Raw genomic sequence first — 20,448 nt, 5'->3', positions numbered from 1 at the left:
CCCGGTTTCGGGAATCCACCTTTCGATGCTCCGAAGGTGGATTTTCGAAGCCGGGGTTCCTGTTCTCTTGTGGAGCCGGTGACTCGTCGTCTGCGTCTGATCTACATGGACGATTTCCGAGACCTCGACCACGCGGTGAATCGGCAGGAGCTGCTGGCGGGAGGCCGCACCGAGTACGACATCCGACTTGCGGTGGATGCCGGAGTCCTCGAGTACCTGTCGCGCGGGGTCCTCATTCCTGCTGCTGTGTTGGACGGAACGCCGGAGCAGCGTCATCGCGAACTCTGCACCGCGTGGATGCGCCGCGCACCACACGCGAAGCGGGCATTGGCCGAGGTGTCCGCTGCAGCGCAGCTCGGCCTGCCCGTGTGGGGGCTGGATGTAGAGCGGGTGGTCATGGCCGACTGGTCGCGCACGCCCGGGAGCCGGTCGACCGGGGGCATGCGGTTGGTGACCGACAGGCGACCGGTCGCGACGGTCGTGGCGAACGGATTGTCGGTGACCTCGCCTGCACGCACGGTTGTGGACATCGCCAGGCGCAGCGGACGAATCCCGGCGATCGCGGTCGGGGATGCCGCCTTGCATGCCGAGTTGTGCACCGCCGACGACCTCCAGAACGAACTCGACCTCATCGAGGGTATGACCGGCGCGGCGCGCGCTCGACGTGCGGTCGCCGAGATGAGTGGCCTGGCCGAGTCCGTGCTGGAGTCACGTAGCCGCATCGAGATGCTCGACGCGGGCATCCCGCGGCCCGCGCTGCAGGTGGACATCTACGACGACGCGGGCAGATGGGTGGCCCGAGTCGACTTCTACTGGGAGACCGAGCGGGTGGTGGGGGAATGCGACGGTGCGTCGAAGTACAACGGCTCGGAGGGGCCGGCGTTGATGCTGTACGAGAAGAGACGAACGGACACGTTGGTGGAACTCGGCAACCGGGTGATCCATTGGGGTTGGGGCGACGTCGATGCAGCATCGCAGCTGATCGCTCGAGTGCGGCGTGTGTTGACTCCGCCCGCGGCCTGAGACGTACCCCGGTTTCGGGAATTCACCTTCGGAGCATCGAAAGGTGGATTCCCAAGACCGGGGTGTCTGCCGTTCGGGCTGGTCGGGCGGATTTCGGTCGAGAGTGACCCGATCACAACGGCACCGTGACCATCCCGAGATTGACGACATCTTGCGCTTTGGCACACTGGTGTGGTGCAGAAGTTACTGATGAGGCGATTGAGGTTGCTGGGACTAGTGGTGATCGCGGTGATGTCGGCCCTTGCCGGCAGTGCCGGGACGGCACTCGCGGCCCCCGGCACTTCGACGACCCCGTCGACCACTCCGACCTCCCCGTCGACGAGTGCGTCCCCGGGGGCGGCGATCCCCAAGACGGGAATCCCGCAGCTCGACACCCTGCTCGACACTCTCGCCGGGAACCTCGGCATCGGTGGCTCGACAGGGAGCGCGGAAGCGGACAGCAGCCAGATGGTCGTGGTCACCGCGCCCAAGGCGAGCGACACGACGGCCACCCTGACTGCCTTCGAGCGGGGTTCGGATCAGTCGTGGAAGCCCGTCATCGGGCCGGTCAAGGCATTCCTCGGCTCACAGGGGATGGGCGAACCGAAGGACAACGTCCCGCGCACGCCCGAGGGCACCTTTGCGCTCGACCAGGCCTTCGGCCGGCTGGCCAATCCGGGCACCAAGATGCCGTACTTCAAGGTCGACCGTCAGGACTGGTGGGACTCGAACATGAAGTCGCCGACCTACAACACCCATGTGCGTCAGACCAAGAGCCCGGGTGGTGACAGCGAGAACCTGTACGACGCGGGACCGGTCTACGACTACGCGGTCAACATGGCGCACAACCCCAAGCGCACCCCGGGCAAGGCGTCGGCGATGTTCTTGCACGTCACCAACAACGAGCCGACCCAGGGCTGCGTGGCCATCGACAAGGCGGCCATGCGCAAGGTGCTCGCCTGGCTCGACCCGGCCAAGCACCCCAAGATCGCGATCGGTGTGAATCAGGCCGCACCGCAGGGCGGCTCGACGTCGCCGAGCGGCTCGACCCCGCAGGGCTCCACCCCGCAGAGCGGCACACCGCAGAGCGGAACCCAGCAGGGTTCGACCGCCCCGTCGACCACACCGCCGTCGAGCACCACGCCGACTCCCGGGTCGCCGAGCATCCCGGGCGCGGACACGCTGACACAGTTGCTGAACCAGATCGTCAGCCTGGTGCCGTCGTTGCTGGGGACCGCGAACGGCGGATAGACCCGAGCAGTTGTTCGTGGAGCGGGGACCGGCCTCAGGCCGGTCCCCGTCTGCGTCGGAACCCGACCGCACGCCGACCGCCGAAGTCGTCACGCGGCGCGGTCACCATCTCCACCTGGCGCCGCGCCTGTTCGACGACGGGGGTGTCTGGATCGAGGACGGACAGGTATTCCCGATGTGTGGCCAGTGAGCGGATCGCGCGGTCGATCTGATCATCGACGGCGACCGCATGGGTGGCCTCCGGCCCGTTCTCGAACAACCAGCGCGGTCGCACGGCGGGATCGAGGGCGTCGTAGGCCTCGCGCACCGCGGCGGCGAACTCCATGTGGTCGGATTGATTCGGTTGTCCCGGCGCCCATTCGGCACCGCCGAACAACGACAGGATGAGCTGCGGGGCCAGGCCCTCGACGACGGAGCCGATGCGTGCGCGCAGCTCGGCGGTGTTGCGGATCGAGCTGTCCGGGAAACCCCAGAACGTGACGTCGGCGACGCCGACCACCGCGGCCGACGCGCGCTGCTCGGCTTCACGTAGCGGCCCGGCGATCTCGGGAGCCATCCCAGCGATCCCGGCCTCGCCGCTCGACGCGAACGCGTAGACCACGCGCCGACCCTCGTCGGTCCACCGGGCCACCGCGGCCGCCATGCCGTACTCGGGGTCGTCGGGGTGTGCGACCAGGACCAGGCCGGTGTCCCAGTCGGTGGGGAAGGCTTCCAGTGACGGTGCGTCCATGGGCCGAACATAGCGCCTGTCGCCGACGAGATGTCCGTCTCGCGCCAACGCGTCGTGTGACACCCGCGCGCCCGGCGTCCGCGACCTCTCCGGTCAGTCGCTCCGTCGTCGGATCACGGTGACGGCGAAGTCTGCATCGTCGTGCCAGGCCCGCAGATCCCATGTCGCGAACCGGTGTTCGATGGCCAGCCCCGCGTCGGCTACTGCGGCGTCGAACTGGTCGAGCGAGAGTTCGCGATCGGTGTGGAAGCCGACGACGATCACCCCGTCCGGTGTCAGGTGGTCGACGAAGCGGCGCAAGACCTCGGTCTCGGTGTCCGGGGCGAGGAACACCATCACGTTGCCCGCACACACGATGGCGTCGAAGGGTTTCGGTTCGCCCTCGGCGGCGAGGTCGAGTCTGCTCAGATCGCCGACGATCCAGTGCGGGCCTGGATGATCGGCCTGGGCGGCCGCGATCAGCCGAGAATCCACGTCGACACCCACCACGGTGTGTCCGACGTCGTGCAGGAATGCGCCGACCCGCCCTGGACCGCACCCGGCATCGAGGATACGTGCGCCACGCGGCACCATGGCGTCGATCAGACGCGCCTCGCCGCCGAGGTCGACACCGTCGGCGGCCATGGTGCGGAACCGTTCGATGTACCACTCACTGTGACCGGGTTTGGTGTCGGTCATCCATCGGGGAAGCGGGGTCACATCGAACAGGTTACGCCGGAGCCCGTAGGGCCCCTCAGCGCTCGTGGTCGAGGTTCGCCATCTTCAGCACGTCGAGTCGCTTGTCGAGTTCGTCCTCGGTCAGTTTGTCGCCGATGAGTCCGCGGTCGACGACGGTCTGCCGGATCGTCTTGCCCTCCTTGAGGGCCTGCTTGGCGACGGCTGCGGCCTCTTCGTAACCGATGGCGCTGTTGAGCGGGGTGACGATGGACGGCGAGCTCTCGGCGAGGGTGCGCAGCCGCTCCTCGTTCGCCTGCAGTCCGGCGATGCACCGGTCTGCGAAGAGCCGGGAGACGTTGGCCAGCAGCTTGAGTGACTCCAGAACGTTGCGCGCCATCATCGGGATGTAGACATTCAGTTCGAACGCCCCGTTGCCGCCACCCCAGGTGACCGCCGCGTCGTTGCCGATGACCTGTGCGGCCACCTGTGTGACCGCTTCGGGCAGAACAGGATTGACCTTGCCCGGCATGATCGAGCTGCCCGGCTGCAGGTCCGGGAGGTGGATCTCGCCGAGCCCGGTGAGGGGACCCGACCCCATCCAGCGCACGTCGTTGGCGATCTTGGTCAACGAGACGGCGATCGTCTTGAGTTGCCCGGACAGCTCGACCAGCCCGTCGCGGGCGGCCTGTGCCTCGAAGTTGTCCTGCGCCAACGACAATGCCTCGACATCGGTCAGTCGCACCAGCTCGACGACCACCTTGGTGCCGAAGCCGTTGGGGGCGTTGAGTCCGGTGCCGACCGCGGTGCCGCCGATCGGGAGCTCACCCACGCGGGGGAGCGTCGCGGTGACACGCTCGATGCCCGCCTCGATCTGGCGCGCGTAGCCCCCGAACTCCTGACCGAGGGTCACCGGCACCGCGTCCATGAGGTGGGTGCGGCCGCTCTTGACCACCTCACGCCACTGGGTCGCCTTGTCCAGCAGCGCCAGCCGCAGGTGATCGAGCGCCGGGACCAGATCGGTGACGGTGGCCTCGGTGGCGGCGACATGGGTCGCGGTGGGGAAGGTGTCGTTGGACGACTGCGACATGTTGACGTGGTCGTTGGGGTGCACGTCGACGCCGTTCGCCTTGGCGATCGACGCGATGACCTCGTTGGCGTTCATGTTGGAGCTGGTGCCCGAACCGGTCTGGAAGACGTCGATCGGGAACTGGTCGTCGTGCTTGCCGTCGGCGATCTCCTTGGCGGCCGCGATGATCGCGTCGGCCCGCTGTCCGTCGAGCAGCCCGAGGTCTTTGTTGACCTGTGCGCAGGCAGCTTTCAGCAGACCCATGGCGCGGATCTGGGTGCGCTCGAGGGGGCGGTGGCTGATCGGGAAATTCTCCACGGCGCGCTGCGTCTGCGCACGCCACAGTGCGTCGATCGGAACCTTGACCTCGCCCATGGTGTCGTGCTCGATGCGATACTGCGGCTCGGTCATGGCGTGCGTCCTCCGGTTACGTCGATCGGTAAGGGTCTCCTTACCACGGTATACCCCGACGATCTGTGCCGTAGATCTGTGCCCTCTGGTGGCATGGATCTACGGCGCTGGGAGGGGACCGGTCGAGATGTGGATTGCGCCGGCGTTGTTCACAGATGACCTTGCGCGGCGGACGCGGAGGGGTTCGGCGGCGACACTGTGGGCATGACGGCCCGGCCCGAGAACTCGCAGTCCGACGGCGCGCACCCCGACGGCGCGCACCCCGACGGCACGCACCCCGACGGCGCGCACCCCGACAGTGCGCACCCCGACAGTGCGCACCCCGACAGTGCGCACCCCGACAGTGCGCTCCTCGACGAGATCCTCGCGGACCAGGACGGGGTCATCGCGCGTGGCCAGGTCCTGGCGCTCGGTTTCACCCCGGCGTTCGTCCGGCGCAAGGTTCGTCGTCGCGAATGGGCGACAGTGCACCCCGGGGTCTTCGTCGACCACACCGGTCCGCTGACCTGGCGACAGCGGGCCTGGAGCGCGGTACTGGATGCGGCACCCGCGGCGTTGAGTCACGGCTCTGCTGATCCACGGTCGGAGCCCACCGGACCCATCCACATCGTCGTCGACCGCGCACGTCGCGTGACCCGACGTCCCGGTGTCGTCGTCCACTACGGCACCCGCCTGGACGAGAAGGTGGCGTGGCACGCGCATCCGCCGCGCGTACGGATGGAGCAGGCGCTCCTGGACATGGCCGAGTGCGCGTCGTCGAAAGTCCGGGTGGTCGCGTGCCTCGCCGATGCCGTGCAGGCCGGAAAGACGACGGCGGACAGAGTGCTCGTGGCCGCGCAGCGTCGCCCGAGGCTGCGGCGGCGGGCGTTCATCGAAGGTGTGCTCGTCGACATCCGCGACGGCACCTGTTCGGTGCTCGAACATGGCTACCTGACGAAAGTGGAGCGCGCACAAGGACTTCCATCGCCACAACGGCAAGCGTCGACGACCGTCGGGCGACGTGGATTCCGGGACGTCGACTATCCAGGATGGGGGCTCGTCGTCGAGCTGGACGGTCGCATGGGACACGACGGTGCGGCCGACCGCGACGTGGACATGGAGCGCGACCTCGACGCCGCGGTCGATGCCGATCGGCTGACACTGCGGCTGGGGTGGGGCCAGGTCTTCGATCGCGCGTGCTCGACGGCGGACAAGGTCGGTCGCGCACTCACAGCGCGTGGGTGGACCGGAACGCCGGTCCGATGCCCGTCGTGCCGCGCTGTGCGGTAGGTCCACGGGTAACGCCGTAGATCCGTGCCACCAGGTGACGCGGATCTACGGCGTAGAGGCTGCTACCGCTCCTTCGAGCGGATACGGACGCCACCCAGCGGAACGGTGACACTGCCGCCGGGATCGGTGAAGAAGTCGTTGCCCTTGTCGTCGACGACGATGAAGGCGGGGAAGTCCTCGACCTCGATCTTCCAGACCGCTTCCATGCCCAGCTCGGGGTACTCGATGACCTCTTGGCTCTTGATGCAGTCGAGTGCGAGCCGTGCGGCCGGGCCGCCGATCGAGCCGAGGTAGAAGCCGCCGTGCGATCCGCACGCCTCGGTGACCTGCTTGGACCGGTTGCCCTTGGCGAGCATGACCATCGAACCACCCGCGGCCTGGAACTGTTCGACGTAGCTGTCCATGCGACCGGCGGTGGTCGGGCCGAACGACCCCGATGCCATGCCGTCCGGGGTCTTGGCGGGCCCTGCGTAATAGACCGGGTGGTTGCGCAGGTAGTCGGGCATCGGCTCGCCCGCGTCGAGACGTTCCTTGATCTTCGCGTGTGCGATGTCGCGTGCCACCACGAGCGGTCCGGTCAACGACAGCCGTGTCTTGACCGGGTGCTTCGACAACTCGGCCAGGATCTCCGGCATCGGACGGTTGAGGTCGATCGCGACGACCTCGCCGCCCGCGATGTCCTCGGCGACACCGGCGTCGGGCATGTACTGCGCCGGATCGGTCTCGAGCTGCTCGAGGAAGACGCCGTCGGCGGTGATCTTGCCCAGCGCCTGGCGGTCCGCCGAGCAGGACACCGCGATCGCGACCGGACACGATGCGCCGTGACGCGGCAGCCGCACCACCCGGACATCGTGGCAGAAGTACTTTCCGCCGAACTGCGCCCCGATGCCGAAGGACTGGGTCAGCTTGAAGACCTCTTCTTCGAGTTCGACATCGCGGAAGCCGTGTGCCGACATCGATCCCGACGTCGGCAAGGTGTCCAGATAATGTGCCGACGCGTATTTCGCCGTCTTGAGCGCGAATTCGGCAGAGGTGCCACCGATCACCACGGCCAGATGGTAGGGCGGGCACGCCGCGGTACCCAGCGAGCGGATCTTCTCGTCGAGAAACTCCAAGAGCCGCTTGGGATTCAAGATGGCCTTGGTCTCCTGGAACAGGAAGGACTTGTTGGCCGAGCCGCCGCCCTTGGCCATGAACAGGAACTTGTACTCGGGACCCTTGGGGCCTTGCTCGGTGGAGTAGATCTCCACCTGCGCAGGCAGATTGGTGCCGGTGTTCTTCTCGTCGTAGGTGGTCAGCGGGGCCAGCTGCGAGTAACGCAGATTGAGTTTCGTGTAGGCGTCGAAGACCCCGCGCGACACCCACTCGGCGTCGTCGGCGCCGGTCAGCACACCTTCGGACTTCTTGCCCATCACGATCGCCGTGCCGGTGTCCTGGCACATCGGCAGGACACCGCCTGCGGAGATGTTCACGTTCTTGAGCAGGTCGAGTGCCACGAAACGGTCGTTGCCCGACGACTCCGGGTCGTCGATGATCTTGCGCAGCTGCGCGAGGTGGGCGGGCCGCAGATAGTGGCTGATGTCGTGCATCGCCTCGGCGGTCAACGCCTGAAGGGCCTCCGGGGCGACCTCGAGAAAGGTTCGGCCGTCGACGTCGAAGGTGCGCACACCCTCGGTGGTGATCAGTCGGTACGGGGTGTCATCGGCGCCGGAGGGCAGCAAGTCGGCATAGCGGAACTCCGGAGCGGGGGCTGTTTCGCTCACGCCGGAAATCGTAGCCCGGCAGGTCGGCGGCGATGACGGCGCCACCGACCCGCGGCGACCTCAGACGTCGAGGCGGGAGTACTCGCGCAGCTTCGCGGGCTGATGGACGGCCTCGATGCGCCGGATGGTGCCGGACTTGGACCGCATGACCAGGGAGCGGGTCGTCGCGCCGTTGGGACGGTAGGTGACGCCGCGCAGCATGTCGCCGTTGGTGACGCCGGTGGCGCAGAAGAAGGAGTTCTCCCCGGCCACGAGATCGTCGTTGGTGAGGACACGGTCGAGATCGTGACCGGCGGCGATGGCCTTCTGGCGCTCCTCGTCGTTGCGCGGCCACAGCTTGCCCTGGATCTCACCGCCCATGCACTTCATCGCGACGGCGGTGATGATGCCCTCGGGCGTACCGCCGACACCCATCAGCATGTCCACGGTGGAGTAGTCGTCGGCGGCCGCCACCGCACCGGCGACGTCGCCGTCGGAGATGAGACGGATCTTGGCGCCCGCCTGGCGGATCTCGCCGATCAGGTCGGCGTGACGCGGACGGTCGAGGACGATGACGGTGAGGTCTGCGACGTCGATGCCCTTGGCCTTGGCGACCGAGTTGATGTTCCAGCTGACCGACTCGTCGATGTTGATGGCGCCCTTGGCTTCCGGGCCGACCGCGATCTTGTCCATGTAGAAGACCGCCGACGGGTCGTACATGGTGCCGCGCTCGCTCACCGCGATCACCGAGATGGAGTTGGGGCGCCCCTCGGCCATCAGCGTGGTCCCGTCGATCGGGTCCACGGCGACGTCGCAGTCGGGTCCGTCGCCGTCGCCGACCTCTTCGCCGTTGAACAGCATCGGGGCCTCGTCCTTCTCGCCCTCGCCGATCACCACGACACCGCGCATCGAGACGGTGGACAGCAGCTGACGCATCGCGTCGACGGCCGCTCCGTCGCCGCCGTTCTTGTCGCCGCGACCGACCCAACGGCCCGCGGCGAGCGCCGCGGCCTCGGTCACACGTACGAGCTCCATCGCGAGATTGCGGTCGGGGGCCTGGGGATTGGGGGACATGTGGAACTCCTCGGCGTCGCGGCAATGACAAGGCGGTGGATGACAAAGTGGTGGGTGTAGCCATCCTTGCATGTCACGCCGAGTGTGGGCGCAGCCACCCCGGCCGTATGGCCCGGCGGCGGAGCCTCCTCGGCCGGGCTGGAATACTGGACGATCATGGCCGGTAAACCACGCATCCTGCACAGCAGCAAAGACATGATCTGGTCGTTGGTGCCACTGCTGATCATCTGCGCGGTGGTGGCCATCGCATCGGGCAACTGTTCGGTCGGATTGACCGGACAGGCCTCCGACGACCAGACGCCGTCCTTCGACGTCACCCACGCTCTCGCGGCAGACGCCCGCGATCTGCCGTTCCCGATCCGGCGCCCCGCGACGCCCGAGGGGTGGAAACCCAACTCGGGGTCGACCCAGGAGGTCGGTGGCACCCGGGTGAGCACCGTCGGTTGGATCACCGATGTCGGGGCCTATGTGCAGCTGAGCCAGACCGACGCGACCGAGGACGATCTCGTCGGACACCTCGGCGACGGGGCCGCGCTGGGGGCCGGGACCAAACAGGTCGGTGGTCGCGATTGGGTGGTCTACACCACCGAGGACGGCAAGAAGTTCTGGATCACCGATCTCGGCGACGTCCGGATCGCGGTCCTGTCGCGCGGGCCCGACGACGCCATGGCGACCATCGCCACCGCGGTGCTCGGTCAGGCGCCACTGACGTCCCGGTAGCCGCTCGTTCTTCAGCCCTCGGCGTCTTCGTCGTCGGCGGCGAGCGCCGTCTCGATCCGGTCCCGCGCACCCGCGAGGTGTTCTTCGCATCGCTTGGCCAACGCCTCACCGCGCTCCCACAGTGCGAGCGATGCGTCGAGGTCCAGGCCGCCGTGCTCGAGCGTTTCCACCACCTCGACCAGTTCGTCGCGGGCCTGCTCGTACCCGAGGTCGGCGACCGGGATCCGGTCGTCGGAGTCGTCGGCCTTCACGTTTGTTCCCCTTCTGTCACCTCGGCGACCGATGCGCCATCGGACACCCGGATGCGCACGTGTGCGCCCGGTGGCATGTCCGCGACGGCACCGACGACGTGCGGCCGTTCGGTGTCGACGCGCTGGACCACCGCGTAGCCGCGGGCGAGTGTCTGTGCCGGTCCCAGTGTGGCAAGCCGGGCCGACAGATGTTCACGGCGGCGATCCTCGGCCTCCACGTGGCGCCGGATGTCGCGGCGGATGTCTCGGCGCATCCGGTCGACGGTGTCGGCGTGGCGGTCGATCATCGAGAACGGTCGGGCGAGGACCGGACGTGCGCGCAACCCGTCGACGACGTGCGACTCCCGGCGTACCCAGTTGCGTAGGGCGTGGGCGCTGCGTCGACGTAGATCCCCGATGCCTGCGAGTTCGTCCCCGACGTCGGGGACGACCCGTTTCGCCGCATCCGTGGGGGTGGCGGCCCGCACGTCGGCGACCAGATCGAGCAGCGGGGTGTCGGGTTCGTGCCCGATGGCGCTGATCACCGGTGTGGTGCAGCCCGACACCGCGCGCAGCAGGGCCTCGTCGGAGAAGGGCAGCAGGTCTTCGACGCTGCCGCCACCGCGGGCGATGACGATGACCTCGACCTCGGGATCCGCGTCGAGTGCGGCGAGGTGCGTGAGGATGCGCGGCACGGCCGTCGGTCCCTGCACCGGGGCGTCGCGCACCTCGAATCGCACCGCGGGCCACCGACCCGACGCCACCGACACCACGTCGCGTTGCGCGGCGCTCGCTCGGCCCGAGATGAGCCCGATCGTCCTGGGCAGGAACGGAAGTGGCCGTTTGAGTCGTGTGTCGAACAATCCCTCGGCGGCCAGCAACTGACGGAGTCGCTCGATACGCAACAACAGTTCACCGACACCGACGGGCCGGATGTCGGTGATGCGCAATGACACGGTGCCGCGACCGGTGAAATACGTCGGACGGCCGAGGACCACCACGTGGCTTCCCTCGGTCAGCGGAACCTCGGTGCGGTACAACAGATCCGGGTTACAGGTCACCGAGATGGAGAGGTCCGCGGCGGGGTCGCGCAGGGTGAGGAACGCGGTGCGGGTACCGGGCCGACGATTGATCTGGGTGACCTGTCCTTCGACCCAGATCTGTCCGAGCCGGTGAATCCAGTCGGCGATCTTCGTGTTGACCGTCCGCACCGGCCACGGGTGTTCGGCCGAGTTCGACGACTGTGCCGAGGTCACGTGGTCGGTTGCCGCTTGCTGTTCTGCGAGGCGATGCGGTTGTCGATCATCGTGAGGAACGGCGCGCGGGCCCTGGTCGCCTTCTCGTAGGCGGACAGCTGCTCGAGCTCGTCGAGGCCCACCGAGCGCAGCTTGGCCCGCAACTGGGCGAGGGTGAGGCCGTCGTACTCGATGTACTCGACGATCTCCGGAATCGGCCCGTCGACCGACGGCGCCTTGGGCTCGGGTGGGCCGTCGCCGCTCACCACCTCGTCGGGAGGCGCGCTGTAGAGGGCGAAGCGACCGGAGGAACCCTCGGTGGTGGGCTGGTCGGAATCGTCGGCGTCGCCGTGCGCCCCGGAGTTCGCCGTCTCCCGCGTGCCGGCTTTCTCGGCTGCCGTGCCCTTGACTGCCGTCTTCTTGTCTGCCGTCTTCTTGTCTGCCGTGTTCTTGACTGCGGCATTCTCGACCGGGGCGTTCTTGGTGACCGCTTTCTTCGGCGCCGGTGTCTTCGCGGGCGGTTCGTCGGGGGCCTTCGCCTTCTTCGCGGCGGTGGGCTTCTGGGCTGCGGGGGCGCTCTCGATGGGGGTGTCGTCGGACTCCGGATCGATGGTGTCGTCACCGCCGGAGTCGTCATCGTCGTCGAAGCGGGCCCACTGCGGCTGTTCACTGGGTTTGTCGAACAGGCTCTCGAGCGCGAGGTCACCCTTGATGGCGAGCTCGGCGATGCTCTGCTGGAGGCGCATGCCGGTCTGCAGGGTCTGACTCACGGCCGTCATGGGCAGCGTGACGGCCAGCGCAGGCAGCTTGCGGGTCTCCTCGAGCGCGGTCACGACGAGGCCGGCGGCAATGCGGGCCGGATAGGGTGCACGAACCATGTCCTCACTCTGCCATCCGCGGGGGTACTGATCCACCCGGCACGACGAGGCGGCGTGACGGGGCACCTCGTCGACAACCCGTACCCTGGACACCATGGTTGATCGCAAGCGTGTCCTACTCGCCGAACCCCGCGGCTATTGCGCCGGTGTGGACCGTGCCGTGGAGACCGTGGAGCGGGCCCTCGACAAGCACGGTGCACCGGTCTACGTGCGCAAGGAGATCGTCCACAACCGACACGTGGTGGACACGTTGTCCGAGCGTGGAGCGGTGTTCGTGAGCGAGACCGACGAGGTGCCCGAGGGTGCGATCGTGGTGTTCTCCGCCCACGGTGTGTCGCCCGAGGTCCACCGGACGGCCGCCGAACGCAGCCTCAAGACCATCGACGCGACGTGCCCCCTGGTGACCAAGGTGCACCAGGAGGCGAAACGTTTCGCGCGCGACGACTACGACATCCTGCTCATCGGCCACGAGGGGCACGAGGAGGTCGAGGGCACCGCGGGTGAGGCGCCGGAGCACATCCAGCTGGTCGACGGACCGGATCATGTCGACGACGTCGAGGTGCGTGACGAGTCGAAGGTCATCTGGTTGTCGCAGACGACGTTGTCGGTCGACGAGACGATGGAGACGGTCCGTCGTCTACGTGAACGGTTCCCGGATCTGGCAGATCCGCCCAGCGACGACATCTGTTATGCCACGCAGAACCGGCAGGTCGCGGTGAAGGCGATGGCGCCGCAATGTGACCTCGTCATCGTGGTCGGGTCCAAGAACTCGTCGAACTCCGTGCGTTTGGTCGAGGTGGCCCTGCAGAACGGGGCATCGGCCTCGCATCTGGTCGACTATGCCCGCGAGATCGACCCGCAGTGGCTGGATGGCGTGACGACGGTCGGCATCACCTCCGGCGCCTCGGTTCCTGAGATCCTCGTCCGCGGTGTGTTGGACTTCCTGTCCGAATACGGCTTCGATTCCGTCGACACGGTCAACACGGCCAACGAGACGTTGACGTTCGCGTTGCCACGTGAACTCCGGCCGGCGCGCTCGGCCAAGTAGCGGGGCCGGCGCTCAGTAGTCGTCGGGGTCGAGTCGTCGAATCCGGCGATGCGGCATGGCGATCGCCAGTACCGCGACCACCAGCGCCACGCTGAGTCCTGCACCGGCGAGCCCGACATCGCGGGCCGTGCGGTCTTCGGCCGGAGGGGTGGCCGGTGCGGAGATCGGCCGCGCCGCGGTGAGATCGGCTCCGGCGTCGGTGATCTGGTCGGTCAACGCGGCCACCGGATCGATGACGCCGTGGCCGATGCGGGTGTCGTGTCCGGCCGCCGGTGCGTGCGCGGTCCGGATGATCCGCCGGATCACCTCCTGGGCATGCAGGTGCGGGAAACGCGCGCGAACCAGCGCGACCGTCCCGGCGACGTAGGGGGTCGCGAAACTCGTACCGGCGATCGGCACCGGTCCGTCGGCGCCTTCCAGCGCGTCGACCGGCCGCGCCGACCCGTCACGAGCGTCGAGGCCGACGATCCCGGTACCGGGCGCCGCGACGCCGACCCAGGGGCCATGGAGGCTGAAACCGCTCGGTGTGGCGGTGTCGGCGTCCACCGCGCCGACGGTCAGGACATACGGCGCGAACCGTGCGGGGCTCGCCACCGTGGTCACCGATGTCCAGCCGTCCGGATCTGCGGGACCGGGGTCCGGGTTCTGCTGACGGCATGCGGTGTCGGCGGACAGATTGCCGGCGGCCACCACCACGACCACGTCGCGGTCGTAGGCGAATTTGATTGCCGCTCCCAGCGTTCCGTCGTCGATCGGGGAGGTGATCGGTGCGCAGGCCGCTTCGGAGATGTTGATGACGGTGGCGCCGAGATCCACCGCGCGCACGATCGCATGGGCGAGTGTGCGCACCGAACCGTAGCCGCGTCCGACGCTCGTGGCGTCGGAGGTGATCGGCGAGGCGGCCGGGCCATAGGCGGCGCTGGACTGACGGATCGAGATCAGTGCGGCATCGGGTGCGACGCCGGCGAACGCGTCGTCGGGACTCGGTGCGGCCGCGATGATCCCGGCGACCAGGGTTCCGTGCGCATCGCAGTCGACCAGGCCGTCGCCCGACGACACGTAGTCACCGCCACCGCGTAGTCGGGGCAAGCGCGGATGCGGGGTGACACCGGTGTCGATCACGGCGACGGTCTGCCCGCCACCCCGACTGAACCGCCACGCCTCCGGAAGGTTCAGCATCGACTGTGCCGCAGAAGGGTTCGAACCCACCGTCGATCCGGTCGCCGACGTGTTCGCGCACAGCGTGCGCTGCTCGGTGGCCTCCGGCGGTCCGACCGGCGCGTACCGGACCAACGCATGCGCGTCGATCGGTGGCGGTCCGACGGCAGCGGCCGGTCCGACCCCGCCGCCCGCGGATACCGCGACCACCGAGATCAGGGTCGCGAGTGTGCCCGCAACGCAGCGCATCTCAGAGTTCCCTGACGATCTGATACAGGTCCAGAAGCCACAACAGCGACGGTACGACCGTGACGACGAGAAGATACTCGCCGAGTTCCGCGGCGCGGCGCATCACCGGTGAGAACTCGTGGCGAGGTGCGACCACACCGAACCCCATCGCGGCCACGAGCAGCGTGAGGGCCGCGACGAATCCGGCGATCTCGTTGCCGCTCGGCGCGCAGACGGACACACCGATGACGGCGAGTACCGACACCGCGCCACCGCCGATGAGCGCCACCGCCTGGGCGAGGTCACCGTGGGATCTGCCCCGCAGACACAGGATCGCCGCGACCACCACCGCGAAGACGACCGGTACCCAGTCGCGTTCGGCGGTCGCCGCGGTGATCGCCGCGCTCGCCGCGGTGACCACCGCGGCACCGACGACGAGGCCGGTCAGATACGCGTTGGCGAGATGGGATCGCCGCGCGAGTGCATCGACGCGGGGCAACGTCATCGCACCGATCGCGCCGATGCCCTCGAGTGTCGGCGCGGGATCGACCTCGTGTGCGTCGAGTGTCACCCCGGCGGTCGGCACCGGAGGCAGCGGCAGCTTGGCGAGCACGATGGTCGCCCTCGGGGACAGTGCGATGGTGAGCAGGCCGAGACCGGCGGTGACCGCCGCGACGTCTCCGAGGGGGACGCCGCACAGCAGTCGTGTCGCACAGGCCGTGGCGCCGAGTGCGGCGGCGGTGGTCACACTGCTGTGCAGGATGGCGCCCACCCCGGTCAGCCGGTAGGACGCCACCACCGCAACCAGGGTGACGGTGCACCCGAGCAGCAGGTGGGCCGCGCCGAGAGGGCCGGGGACGGTCAGCATTCCGGAGACCATCGCCACCGCGACGGCGGACGCGGCGAGCGCCGTGGCACAGCCGGCGTCGCGGACGTGGCGGGCCACGATGGTCGCGGCGGCGAGCAGTGCGATCGCCACGACGGCGGCGAGTCCGGCCGTCCATTGCCCACCGCCATGCCACCGGTGGGCGATCATGGCGAGCGCCGCGGTGATCGCCGCGGCGGGGGCGATGGCGAGACCGGTGATCCGGGCACTCGCCGCCGACCAATTGGCGAAGCGAGATTCATTCAGCTGAGCGACGGCGTCGACGACGTCGTCGAACAGCGCGACACCCTCTCCGGGGCGAGTGGAGCGCAGCATCAGGAGGTCGCCGTCCCGGATTCCGGCGTCGGCGAGTGAACGGTCCGGGGCGATCGGTTCATGCCCGACCAGCCCCAGCGTCCACCGTCGCGCGAGGTCGTGGACCCGCGCCGGATCGTTGCCGGGAACGTCGGGCTCTCGTGGTGTGCGAGTGCGTGTTTCGACCTGGTCGACGAGGTCGCCGAGCAGGGCGGCAATCGGTACCGCCGCAGGTAGGCCCACATCGACCTGGGTCTGATGGCCGAGTACCGACACCCGGACGTACTCGGGTTCGACACGCGGTTCGGACGCGGCCGGTCCCGCCGGATGACGCTGTCGGATCGGCGTCGTTCCCGGGTGTGGTGGCAGATGTGTTTCCACAGTCGACATCTCGTGATCCTCCCCAGCCGGATTCGCGGTTACGATGCGAATCTCGCCAATTGTGTAGGAGTTCGACCCGGTCAGACCACCGATCGGCCGGCGAAGTTTCGGGGGACAGAAATGGTTGCGACGACCGACGGTTTCGTGCGTGGTCCCCGGATCGCGCCACCGCGGGTGCCCGGTGGCGAACTCACCATCGCGCCGCCGCCGGAGGTGCCGCGGATCGTGCCCGGCAACCTGCTCATGAGGTTGTTCCCGGTCGTCATGGTGGTTGCGGTCGTCGGCATGGTGGCGGTGATGTTCGTGACGGGTGGGCGCACCGCACTGTCGAATCCGCTCTTCATGATGTTCCCGGTGATGATGGTGCTCTCGATGTTCGGGATGGTCGCCTCCGGCGGCCGGGGAGCGGGTAAACGAGCAGGCGAACTCGACGAGGAACGCAAGGACTACTTCCGGTACCTGGGGCAGACGCGAGGTCGGGTACGTCAGACCGAGCAGGCCCAGCGCACGTCGTTGACCTGGACACACCCCGACCCGGACACACTGCTCGACATCGTCGGCAGCCGCCGGATGTGGGAGCGCCGCACCGGCGACAACGACTTCGCGCACGTGCGGGTCGGTCTCGGCTCGCAACGGCTGGCGACGCGTCTGATGCCACCGGAGACCGGGCCGGTCGAGGACATCGAACCGGTGTCCATGGTGGCGCTGCGCCGGTTCGTCCGGACGCATTCGGTGGTGCATCACCTACCGACCGCGATCGCCCTGCGTGGATTCCCCGCGGTGAGCATCGACGGTGCACGTCAAGCGACCCGCGACTTGGTCCGGGCGATGCTGGTGGAGCTGTGCGCTTTTCACGGGCCGGACCATCTGCGCGTTGCGGTGGTCACCGCCGACCCGGTGGGGGAGGCCTGGGATTGGGCGAAATGGCTTCCGCACGTGGCGCATCCGACTCATCGTGACGGACTGGGTGCCACGCGGATGATCTATCCGTCGCTGGCCGATCTCGAACATGCGATGGCTGCCGAGCTGATGGAACGCGGGCGGTTCAGCAGGTCGGCGCCGCCGGCGGCCGGGCGGCTGCACCTCGTGGTGGTCCTCGACGACGGTCGGGTCGTCGGGGACGAACGGTTGATCGGTGATGCGGGCACCGAGGGGGTCACACTGCTCGATCTGACCGCACGCGTGGGTGGGCCGGCGGCAAGTCGTGGCCTGCAGCTGGTGGTCCGGGACGGAAGGATCGGCGCGCGTGGCGCTTTCGGTATCGAGGAGTTCGCTGACGCGGATCGTCTGACCGTAGCCGAGGCAGAGGCGCTGGCCCGTCGGATGGCCCGTTACCGGCCGACGACGCCGACGACACTGGCGAGTCTGGAGACCGAGGTGACCGCCGTCGATCCGGGTCTGCCCGCACTGCTCGGCATGGGCGACCCGTCCGCATTCGATCCTTCTGCGTTCGACCCCTCTGCATCCTGGCGGCCCCGCGTCGGACGGGAGCGTCTGCGGGTTCCGATCGGGTTCACCGCCACCGGGGGACCGGTAGAACTCGACATCAAGGAGAGCGCCCACGGCGGTATGGGACCCCACGGACTGTGTATCGGCGCCACCGGTTCGGGCAAGTCCGAGTTCCTCCGCACGCTGGTGCTCGCGCTCGCGGCGACCCACTCACCGAGTGAGCTCAACCTCGTGCTGGTGGACTTCAAGGGCGGTGCAACGTTTCTCGGCCTCGAGTCGGCGCCCCATGTGGCGGCGCTGATCACCAACCTCGAGCAGGAGATCTCGATGGTGGACCGGATGCGCGACGCGTTGTCCGGTGAACTGCACCGTCGTCAGGAAGCGCTGCGGGCCGCGGGCAATTTCGCCAATGTCGGGGAGTACGAGCGGGCCAGGCGGTCCGGTGCCGCGTTGGCGCCGATGCCCGCGTTGTTCATCGTCGTCGACGAGTTCTCCGAACTCCTCTCGCAGAAGCCTGATTTCGCGGAACTGTTCGTCGCGATCGGGCGGTTGGGACGCTCCCTGCACATCCACCTGCTGCTGGCGTCGCAGCGCCTCGAGGAGGGCAAGCTCCGTGGCCTCGACAGTCACCTGTCCTACCGGATCGGTCTGAAGACCTTCTCCGCGAACGAGTCCCGGACCGTCCTCGGTGTGCCGGACGCCTATCACCTGCCGAACGTCCCCGGGTCGGCGTACCTGAAGTGCGACTCGGCGGAGCCGGTCCGATTCACCACGTCGTATGTGTCCGGGCCGTATCGTCCGGCGGGCTCGGCCGACCACGTGATCGACGACGCGCTCGCGCAACGCCATGGACGGATGAAGATCTTCACCGCACTCCCGGCTCCGTCCGACGAACTCGACGTCGCCGTGCCGGACATCGGCGCTCTCGCCGATGCGCCCGCGGATGTCGAGGTGACCGCACCAGCGGAGGCGCTGCCCACCCTGCTCGACGTACTCGTCGGCCGGATGGTCGGTCATGGCCCGCCCGCCCACGAGGTGTGGCTGCCGCCGCTCGACGAGTCGCCCACGGTGGACGGGCTGGTACCCAGGCGGGATTGGTCGGTGCCCGGTGCACCCGGCGATCTGCGGATCGCGGTCGGGGTGGTCGACCGGCCCTACGATCAGCGCCGCGACATACATCTCGTGGATCTGTCCGGGGCGGCAGGCAATGTCGCGGTCGTCGGTGGACCGCAGAGCGGCAAGTCGACGACGTTGCGCACCCTGATCATGTCCGCGGCCGCCACGCACACCCCGGAACAGGTGCAGTTCTATTGCCTCGACTTCGGTGGTGGCGGACTGGCCGGCATCGCCGGGCTGCCGCATGTGGGGACGGTGGCCGGGCGCGGGGACATGGACGCGGTGCGGCGGACGATCGCCGAGGTCGCCGCCATCCTGCGACAGCGCGAACTGCTGTTCGCCCGCGGTGGGGTCGAGTCGATGCGAGCCCTGCGCGCGGTCCGGCGCGACTGGTTCGCCGGTGGGATGCGCGATCAGACAGACCCGTTGCCCGACGACCGGCATGGCGACGTCTTCCTCGTCGTCGACGGGTTCGGGGTGCTGCGCAACGAGTTCGAGCAGCTCGAAGAACAGGTCAACGAGATCGCAGCGCTGGGGCTGTCCTACGGTGTCCACGTGGTGCTGTCGGCCACGCGGTGGGCGCAGATCCGTCCCGCGGTGAAGGACGTGATCGGTAGTCGTGTGGAGCTGCGTCTCGGCGATGCGATGGACTCCGAGATGAGCAGGCGGGCAGCAGGACTCGTGCCGCACGACCGACCCGGGCGTGGGTTGACGCCCGGCGAACTGCACATGCTGATCGCACTGCCACGTCTCGACGGGGTCTGCGCCGTCGATTCCCTGGCAGCCGGCGTTGCGCACGCCGTGGATGCGGTGGCTCACGCGTATCGCGGGCGCGAGGCGATGGAGGTGCGCAAGCTGGCGGTGCAGATCTCTGTCGACGAGATAGATGCTCTCGTTGCCGAACGTTCCGTCATGCTGGGCCGCCATCAGGTGGCGATCGGGGTCGGCGAACTCGAATTGGCCCCGGTGGTCCTCGATTTCGCCGTCCAGCCGCACTTGCTGGCGTTTGCCGACGTGGAACATGGCAAGACGAACCTGTTGCGCACCATCGTCTCCGGGCTGACACGCGCCACGTCGCCCGACGACGTCAAGATCCTGTTGGTCGATCACCGGCGGACCATGTTGGGTGTCGTCGGCAGTGATCATCTTGCCGGTTATGCGAGTTCGGCGACGGTCACCGCATCGATGACCGAGGATCTGGTGCGGTATCTCGCGATGCGCCTGCCGCCCGAGGACATCACCCCGCAACAACTGCGCGACCGCTCATGGTGGTCGGGTCCGGACGTCTACGTCGTGGTCGACGACTACGAGATGGTGGCGACGGCGTCGGGCAATCCGCTCTTCGCGCTCATCGAGCTCATCCCGCAGGCACGCGACATCGGCCTGCACGTCATCCTGGCGCGGCGGTCGGGTGGTCTGGGCCGTGCGATGTTCGATCCGCTCATCGCCGCGCTCAAGGACCTGTCGTGCGACATGCTGCTGATGAGCGGTGACCGCGACGAGGGCTACATCACCGGTAGGGTCCGCATGCAGCAGCTCGTCCCCGGCCGTGGCGAGCTGATCTCGCGTACACGGCCGGCAGAGATGATCCAGGTCGGCCATATCGAGCCAGAGGTGTGATGG

Annotated in this window: 16 protein-coding genes; 6 read left to right on the top strand and 10 right to left on the bottom strand. The window is 68.2% G+C overall.

What is annotated here, in order from left to right; translation table 11 throughout:
• The first annotated feature begins 78 nt into the window (after positions 1-78).
• Together AAFP35_RS07845 and AAFP35_RS07840 are read left to right on the top strand one after the other, a co-directional pair.
• Positions 79-1,023: a hypothetical protein gene (locus AAFP35_RS07845; protein ID WP_419220997.1), complete on the top strand. Its 945-nt coding sequence runs from the start codon at positions 79-81 to the stop codon at positions 1,021-1,023.
• A gap of 189 nt (positions 1,024-1,212) precedes the next feature.
• Entirely contained in the window at positions 1,213-2,253 is a 1,041-nt protein-coding gene (locus AAFP35_RS07840; protein WP_419221161.1) for a L,D-transpeptidase family protein, read from the top strand.
• Between the two features lie 34 nt (positions 2,254-2,287).
• Here the strand turns inward: AAFP35_RS07840 and AAFP35_RS07835 are convergent, their stop codons facing one another.
• The 3 genes from AAFP35_RS07835 to AAFP35_RS07825 form a co-directional block, all read right to left on the bottom strand.
• Positions 2,288-2,983 carry a PIG-L deacetylase family protein gene (locus tag AAFP35_RS07835; RefSeq protein ID WP_419220996.1) on the bottom strand — a complete coding sequence of 232 codons (696 nt, stop codon included), beginning with the start codon at positions 2,981-2,983 and terminating at the stop codon, positions 2,288-2,290.
• Positions 2,984-3,076: 93 nt separating this feature from the next.
• Positions 3,077-3,661, bottom strand: coding sequence for a class I SAM-dependent methyltransferase (locus AAFP35_RS07830; RefSeq protein WP_419221160.1), 585 nt, complete (start codon positions 3,659-3,661; stop codon positions 3,077-3,079).
• A gap of 55 nt (positions 3,662-3,716) precedes the next feature.
• Positions 3,717-5,117, bottom strand: a complete 1,401-nt coding sequence (locus AAFP35_RS07825; protein ID WP_419220995.1) for a class II fumarate hydratase — start codon at positions 5,115-5,117, stop codon at positions 3,717-3,719.
• A 204-nt stretch (positions 5,118-5,321) separates the two neighbouring features.
• Here AAFP35_RS07825 and AAFP35_RS07820 point away from each other — a divergent pair, with 204 nt between their 5' ends.
• Positions 5,322-6,386, top strand: a complete 1,065-nt coding sequence (locus AAFP35_RS07820) for a hypothetical protein (protein ID WP_419220994.1) — start codon at positions 5,322-5,324, stop codon at positions 6,384-6,386.
• 62 nt (positions 6,387-6,448) lie between these two features.
• Here the strand turns inward: AAFP35_RS07820 and AAFP35_RS07815 are convergent, their stop codons facing one another.
• A complete protein-coding gene (locus AAFP35_RS07815) occupies positions 6,449-8,149 on the bottom strand; it encodes a fumarate hydratase (RefSeq protein WP_419220993.1) in 1,701 nt (566 codons plus the stop codon).
• 60 nt (positions 8,150-8,209) lie between these two features.
• Entirely contained in the window at positions 8,210-9,202 is a 993-nt protein-coding gene (gene glpX / locus AAFP35_RS07810) for a class II fructose-bisphosphatase (RefSeq protein ID WP_419220992.1), read from the bottom strand.
• 156 nt (positions 9,203-9,358) lie between these two features.
• Between glpX and AAFP35_RS07805 the strand changes: the two genes are divergently transcribed.
• A complete protein-coding gene (locus AAFP35_RS07805) occupies positions 9,359-9,922 on the top strand; it encodes a DUF4245 domain-containing protein (protein WP_419220991.1) in 564 nt (187 codons plus the stop codon).
• Positions 9,923-9,933: 11 nt separating this feature from the next.
• Here AAFP35_RS07805 and AAFP35_RS07800 read toward each other — a convergent pair whose 3' ends face one another.
• The 3 genes from AAFP35_RS07800 to AAFP35_RS07790 are packed head-to-tail and all read right to left on the bottom strand — an operon-like array spanning position 9,934 to position 12,265.
• Positions 9,934-10,173 (bottom strand): exodeoxyribonuclease VII small subunit, encoded by a 240-nt coding sequence (locus AAFP35_RS07800; RefSeq protein ID WP_419220990.1) that lies wholly within the window; start codon positions 10,171-10,173, stop codon positions 9,934-9,936.
• Positions 10,170-11,408 carry an exodeoxyribonuclease VII large subunit gene (gene xseA, locus AAFP35_RS07795; RefSeq protein ID WP_419220989.1) on the bottom strand — a complete coding sequence of 413 codons (1,239 nt, stop codon included), beginning with the start codon at positions 11,406-11,408 and terminating at the stop codon, positions 10,170-10,172. The genes AAFP35_RS07800 and xseA overlap by 4 nt, the downstream gene beginning before the upstream one ends.
• A complete protein-coding gene (locus AAFP35_RS07790) occupies positions 11,405-12,265 on the bottom strand; it encodes a lipid droplet-associated protein (protein ID WP_419220988.1) in 861 nt (286 codons plus the stop codon). Before AAFP35_RS07790 ends, xseA begins: the two co-directional genes overlap by 4 nt.
• A 94-nt stretch (positions 12,266-12,359) precedes the next feature.
• Here AAFP35_RS07790 and AAFP35_RS07785 point away from each other — a divergent pair, with 94 nt between their 5' ends.
• Entirely contained in the window at positions 12,360-13,313 is a 954-nt protein-coding gene (locus tag AAFP35_RS07785) for a 4-hydroxy-3-methylbut-2-enyl diphosphate reductase (protein ID WP_419220987.1), read from the top strand.
• 12 nt (positions 13,314-13,325) lie between these two features.
• Here AAFP35_RS07785 and mycP read toward each other — a convergent pair whose 3' ends face one another.
• Together mycP and eccD are read right to left on the bottom strand one after the other, a co-directional pair.
• Positions 13,326-14,720: a type VII secretion-associated serine protease mycosin gene (mycP, locus tag AAFP35_RS07780; RefSeq protein ID WP_419220986.1), complete on the bottom strand. Its 1,395-nt coding sequence runs from the start codon at positions 14,718-14,720 to the stop codon at positions 13,326-13,328.
• 1 nt (position 14,721) lies between these two features.
• Entirely contained in the window at positions 14,722-16,269 is a 1,548-nt protein-coding gene (eccD, locus tag AAFP35_RS07775; protein ID WP_419220985.1) for a type VII secretion integral membrane protein EccD, read from the bottom strand.
• Positions 16,270-16,380: 111 nt separating this feature from the next.
• Here eccD and eccCa point away from each other — a divergent pair, with 111 nt between their 5' ends.
• Positions 16,381-20,445, top strand: a complete 4,065-nt coding sequence (gene eccCa, locus AAFP35_RS07770) for a type VII secretion protein EccCa (RefSeq protein WP_419220984.1) — start codon at positions 16,381-16,383, stop codon at positions 20,443-20,445.
• Positions 20,446-20,448: the final 3 nt, after the last annotated feature.

Source organism: Gordonia sp. CPCC 206044 (assembly GCF_048537895.1).
In the GTDB taxonomy this organism is placed as follows: domain Bacteria; phylum Actinomycetota; class Actinomycetes; order Mycobacteriales; family Mycobacteriaceae; genus Gordonia.
Note: the sequence above shows the minus strand (reverse complement) of the source record. Positions and strands in the feature narration are given on the sequence as shown.

Coding starts and splice junctions, on each gene's coding strand:
- AAFP35_RS07840 (WP_419221161.1), top strand. CDS start 1,213: ATGAGGCGATTGAGGTTGCTGGGACTAGTGGTGATCGCGGTGATGTCG.
- AAFP35_RS07820 (WP_419220994.1), top strand. CDS start 5,322: ATGACGGCCCGGCCCGAGAACTCGCAGTCCGACGGCGCGCACCCCGAC.
- AAFP35_RS07790 (WP_419220988.1), bottom strand. CDS start 12,265: ATGGTTCGTGCACCCTATCCGGCCCGCATTGCCGCCGGCCTCGTCGTG.
- AAFP35_RS07805 (WP_419220991.1), top strand. CDS start 9,359: ATGGCCGGTAAACCACGCATCCTGCACAGCAGCAAAGACATGATCTGG.
- AAFP35_RS07835 (WP_419220996.1), bottom strand. CDS start 2,983: ATGGACGCACCGTCACTGGAAGCCTTCCCCACCGACTGGGACACCGGC.
- mycP (WP_419220986.1), bottom strand. CDS start 14,720: ATGCGCTGCGTTGCGGGCACACTCGCGACCCTGATCTCGGTGGTCGCG.
- AAFP35_RS07830 (WP_419221160.1), bottom strand. CDS start 3,661: ATGACCGACACCAAACCCGGTCACAGTGAGTGGTACATCGAACGGTTC.
- eccD (WP_419220985.1), bottom strand. CDS start 16,269: ATGTCGACTGTGGAAACACATCTGCCACCACACCCGGGAACGACGCCG.
- AAFP35_RS07825 (WP_419220995.1), bottom strand. CDS start 5,117: ATGACCGAGCCGCAGTATCGCATCGAGCACGACACCATGGGCGAGGTC.
- AAFP35_RS07785 (WP_419220987.1), top strand. CDS start 12,360: ATGGTTGATCGCAAGCGTGTCCTACTCGCCGAACCCCGCGGCTATTGC.
- glpX (WP_419220992.1), bottom strand. CDS start 9,202: ATGTCCCCCAATCCCCAGGCCCCCGACCGCAATCTCGCGATGGAGCTC.
- eccCa (WP_419220984.1), top strand. CDS start 16,381: ATGGTTGCGACGACCGACGGTTTCGTGCGTGGTCCCCGGATCGCGCCA.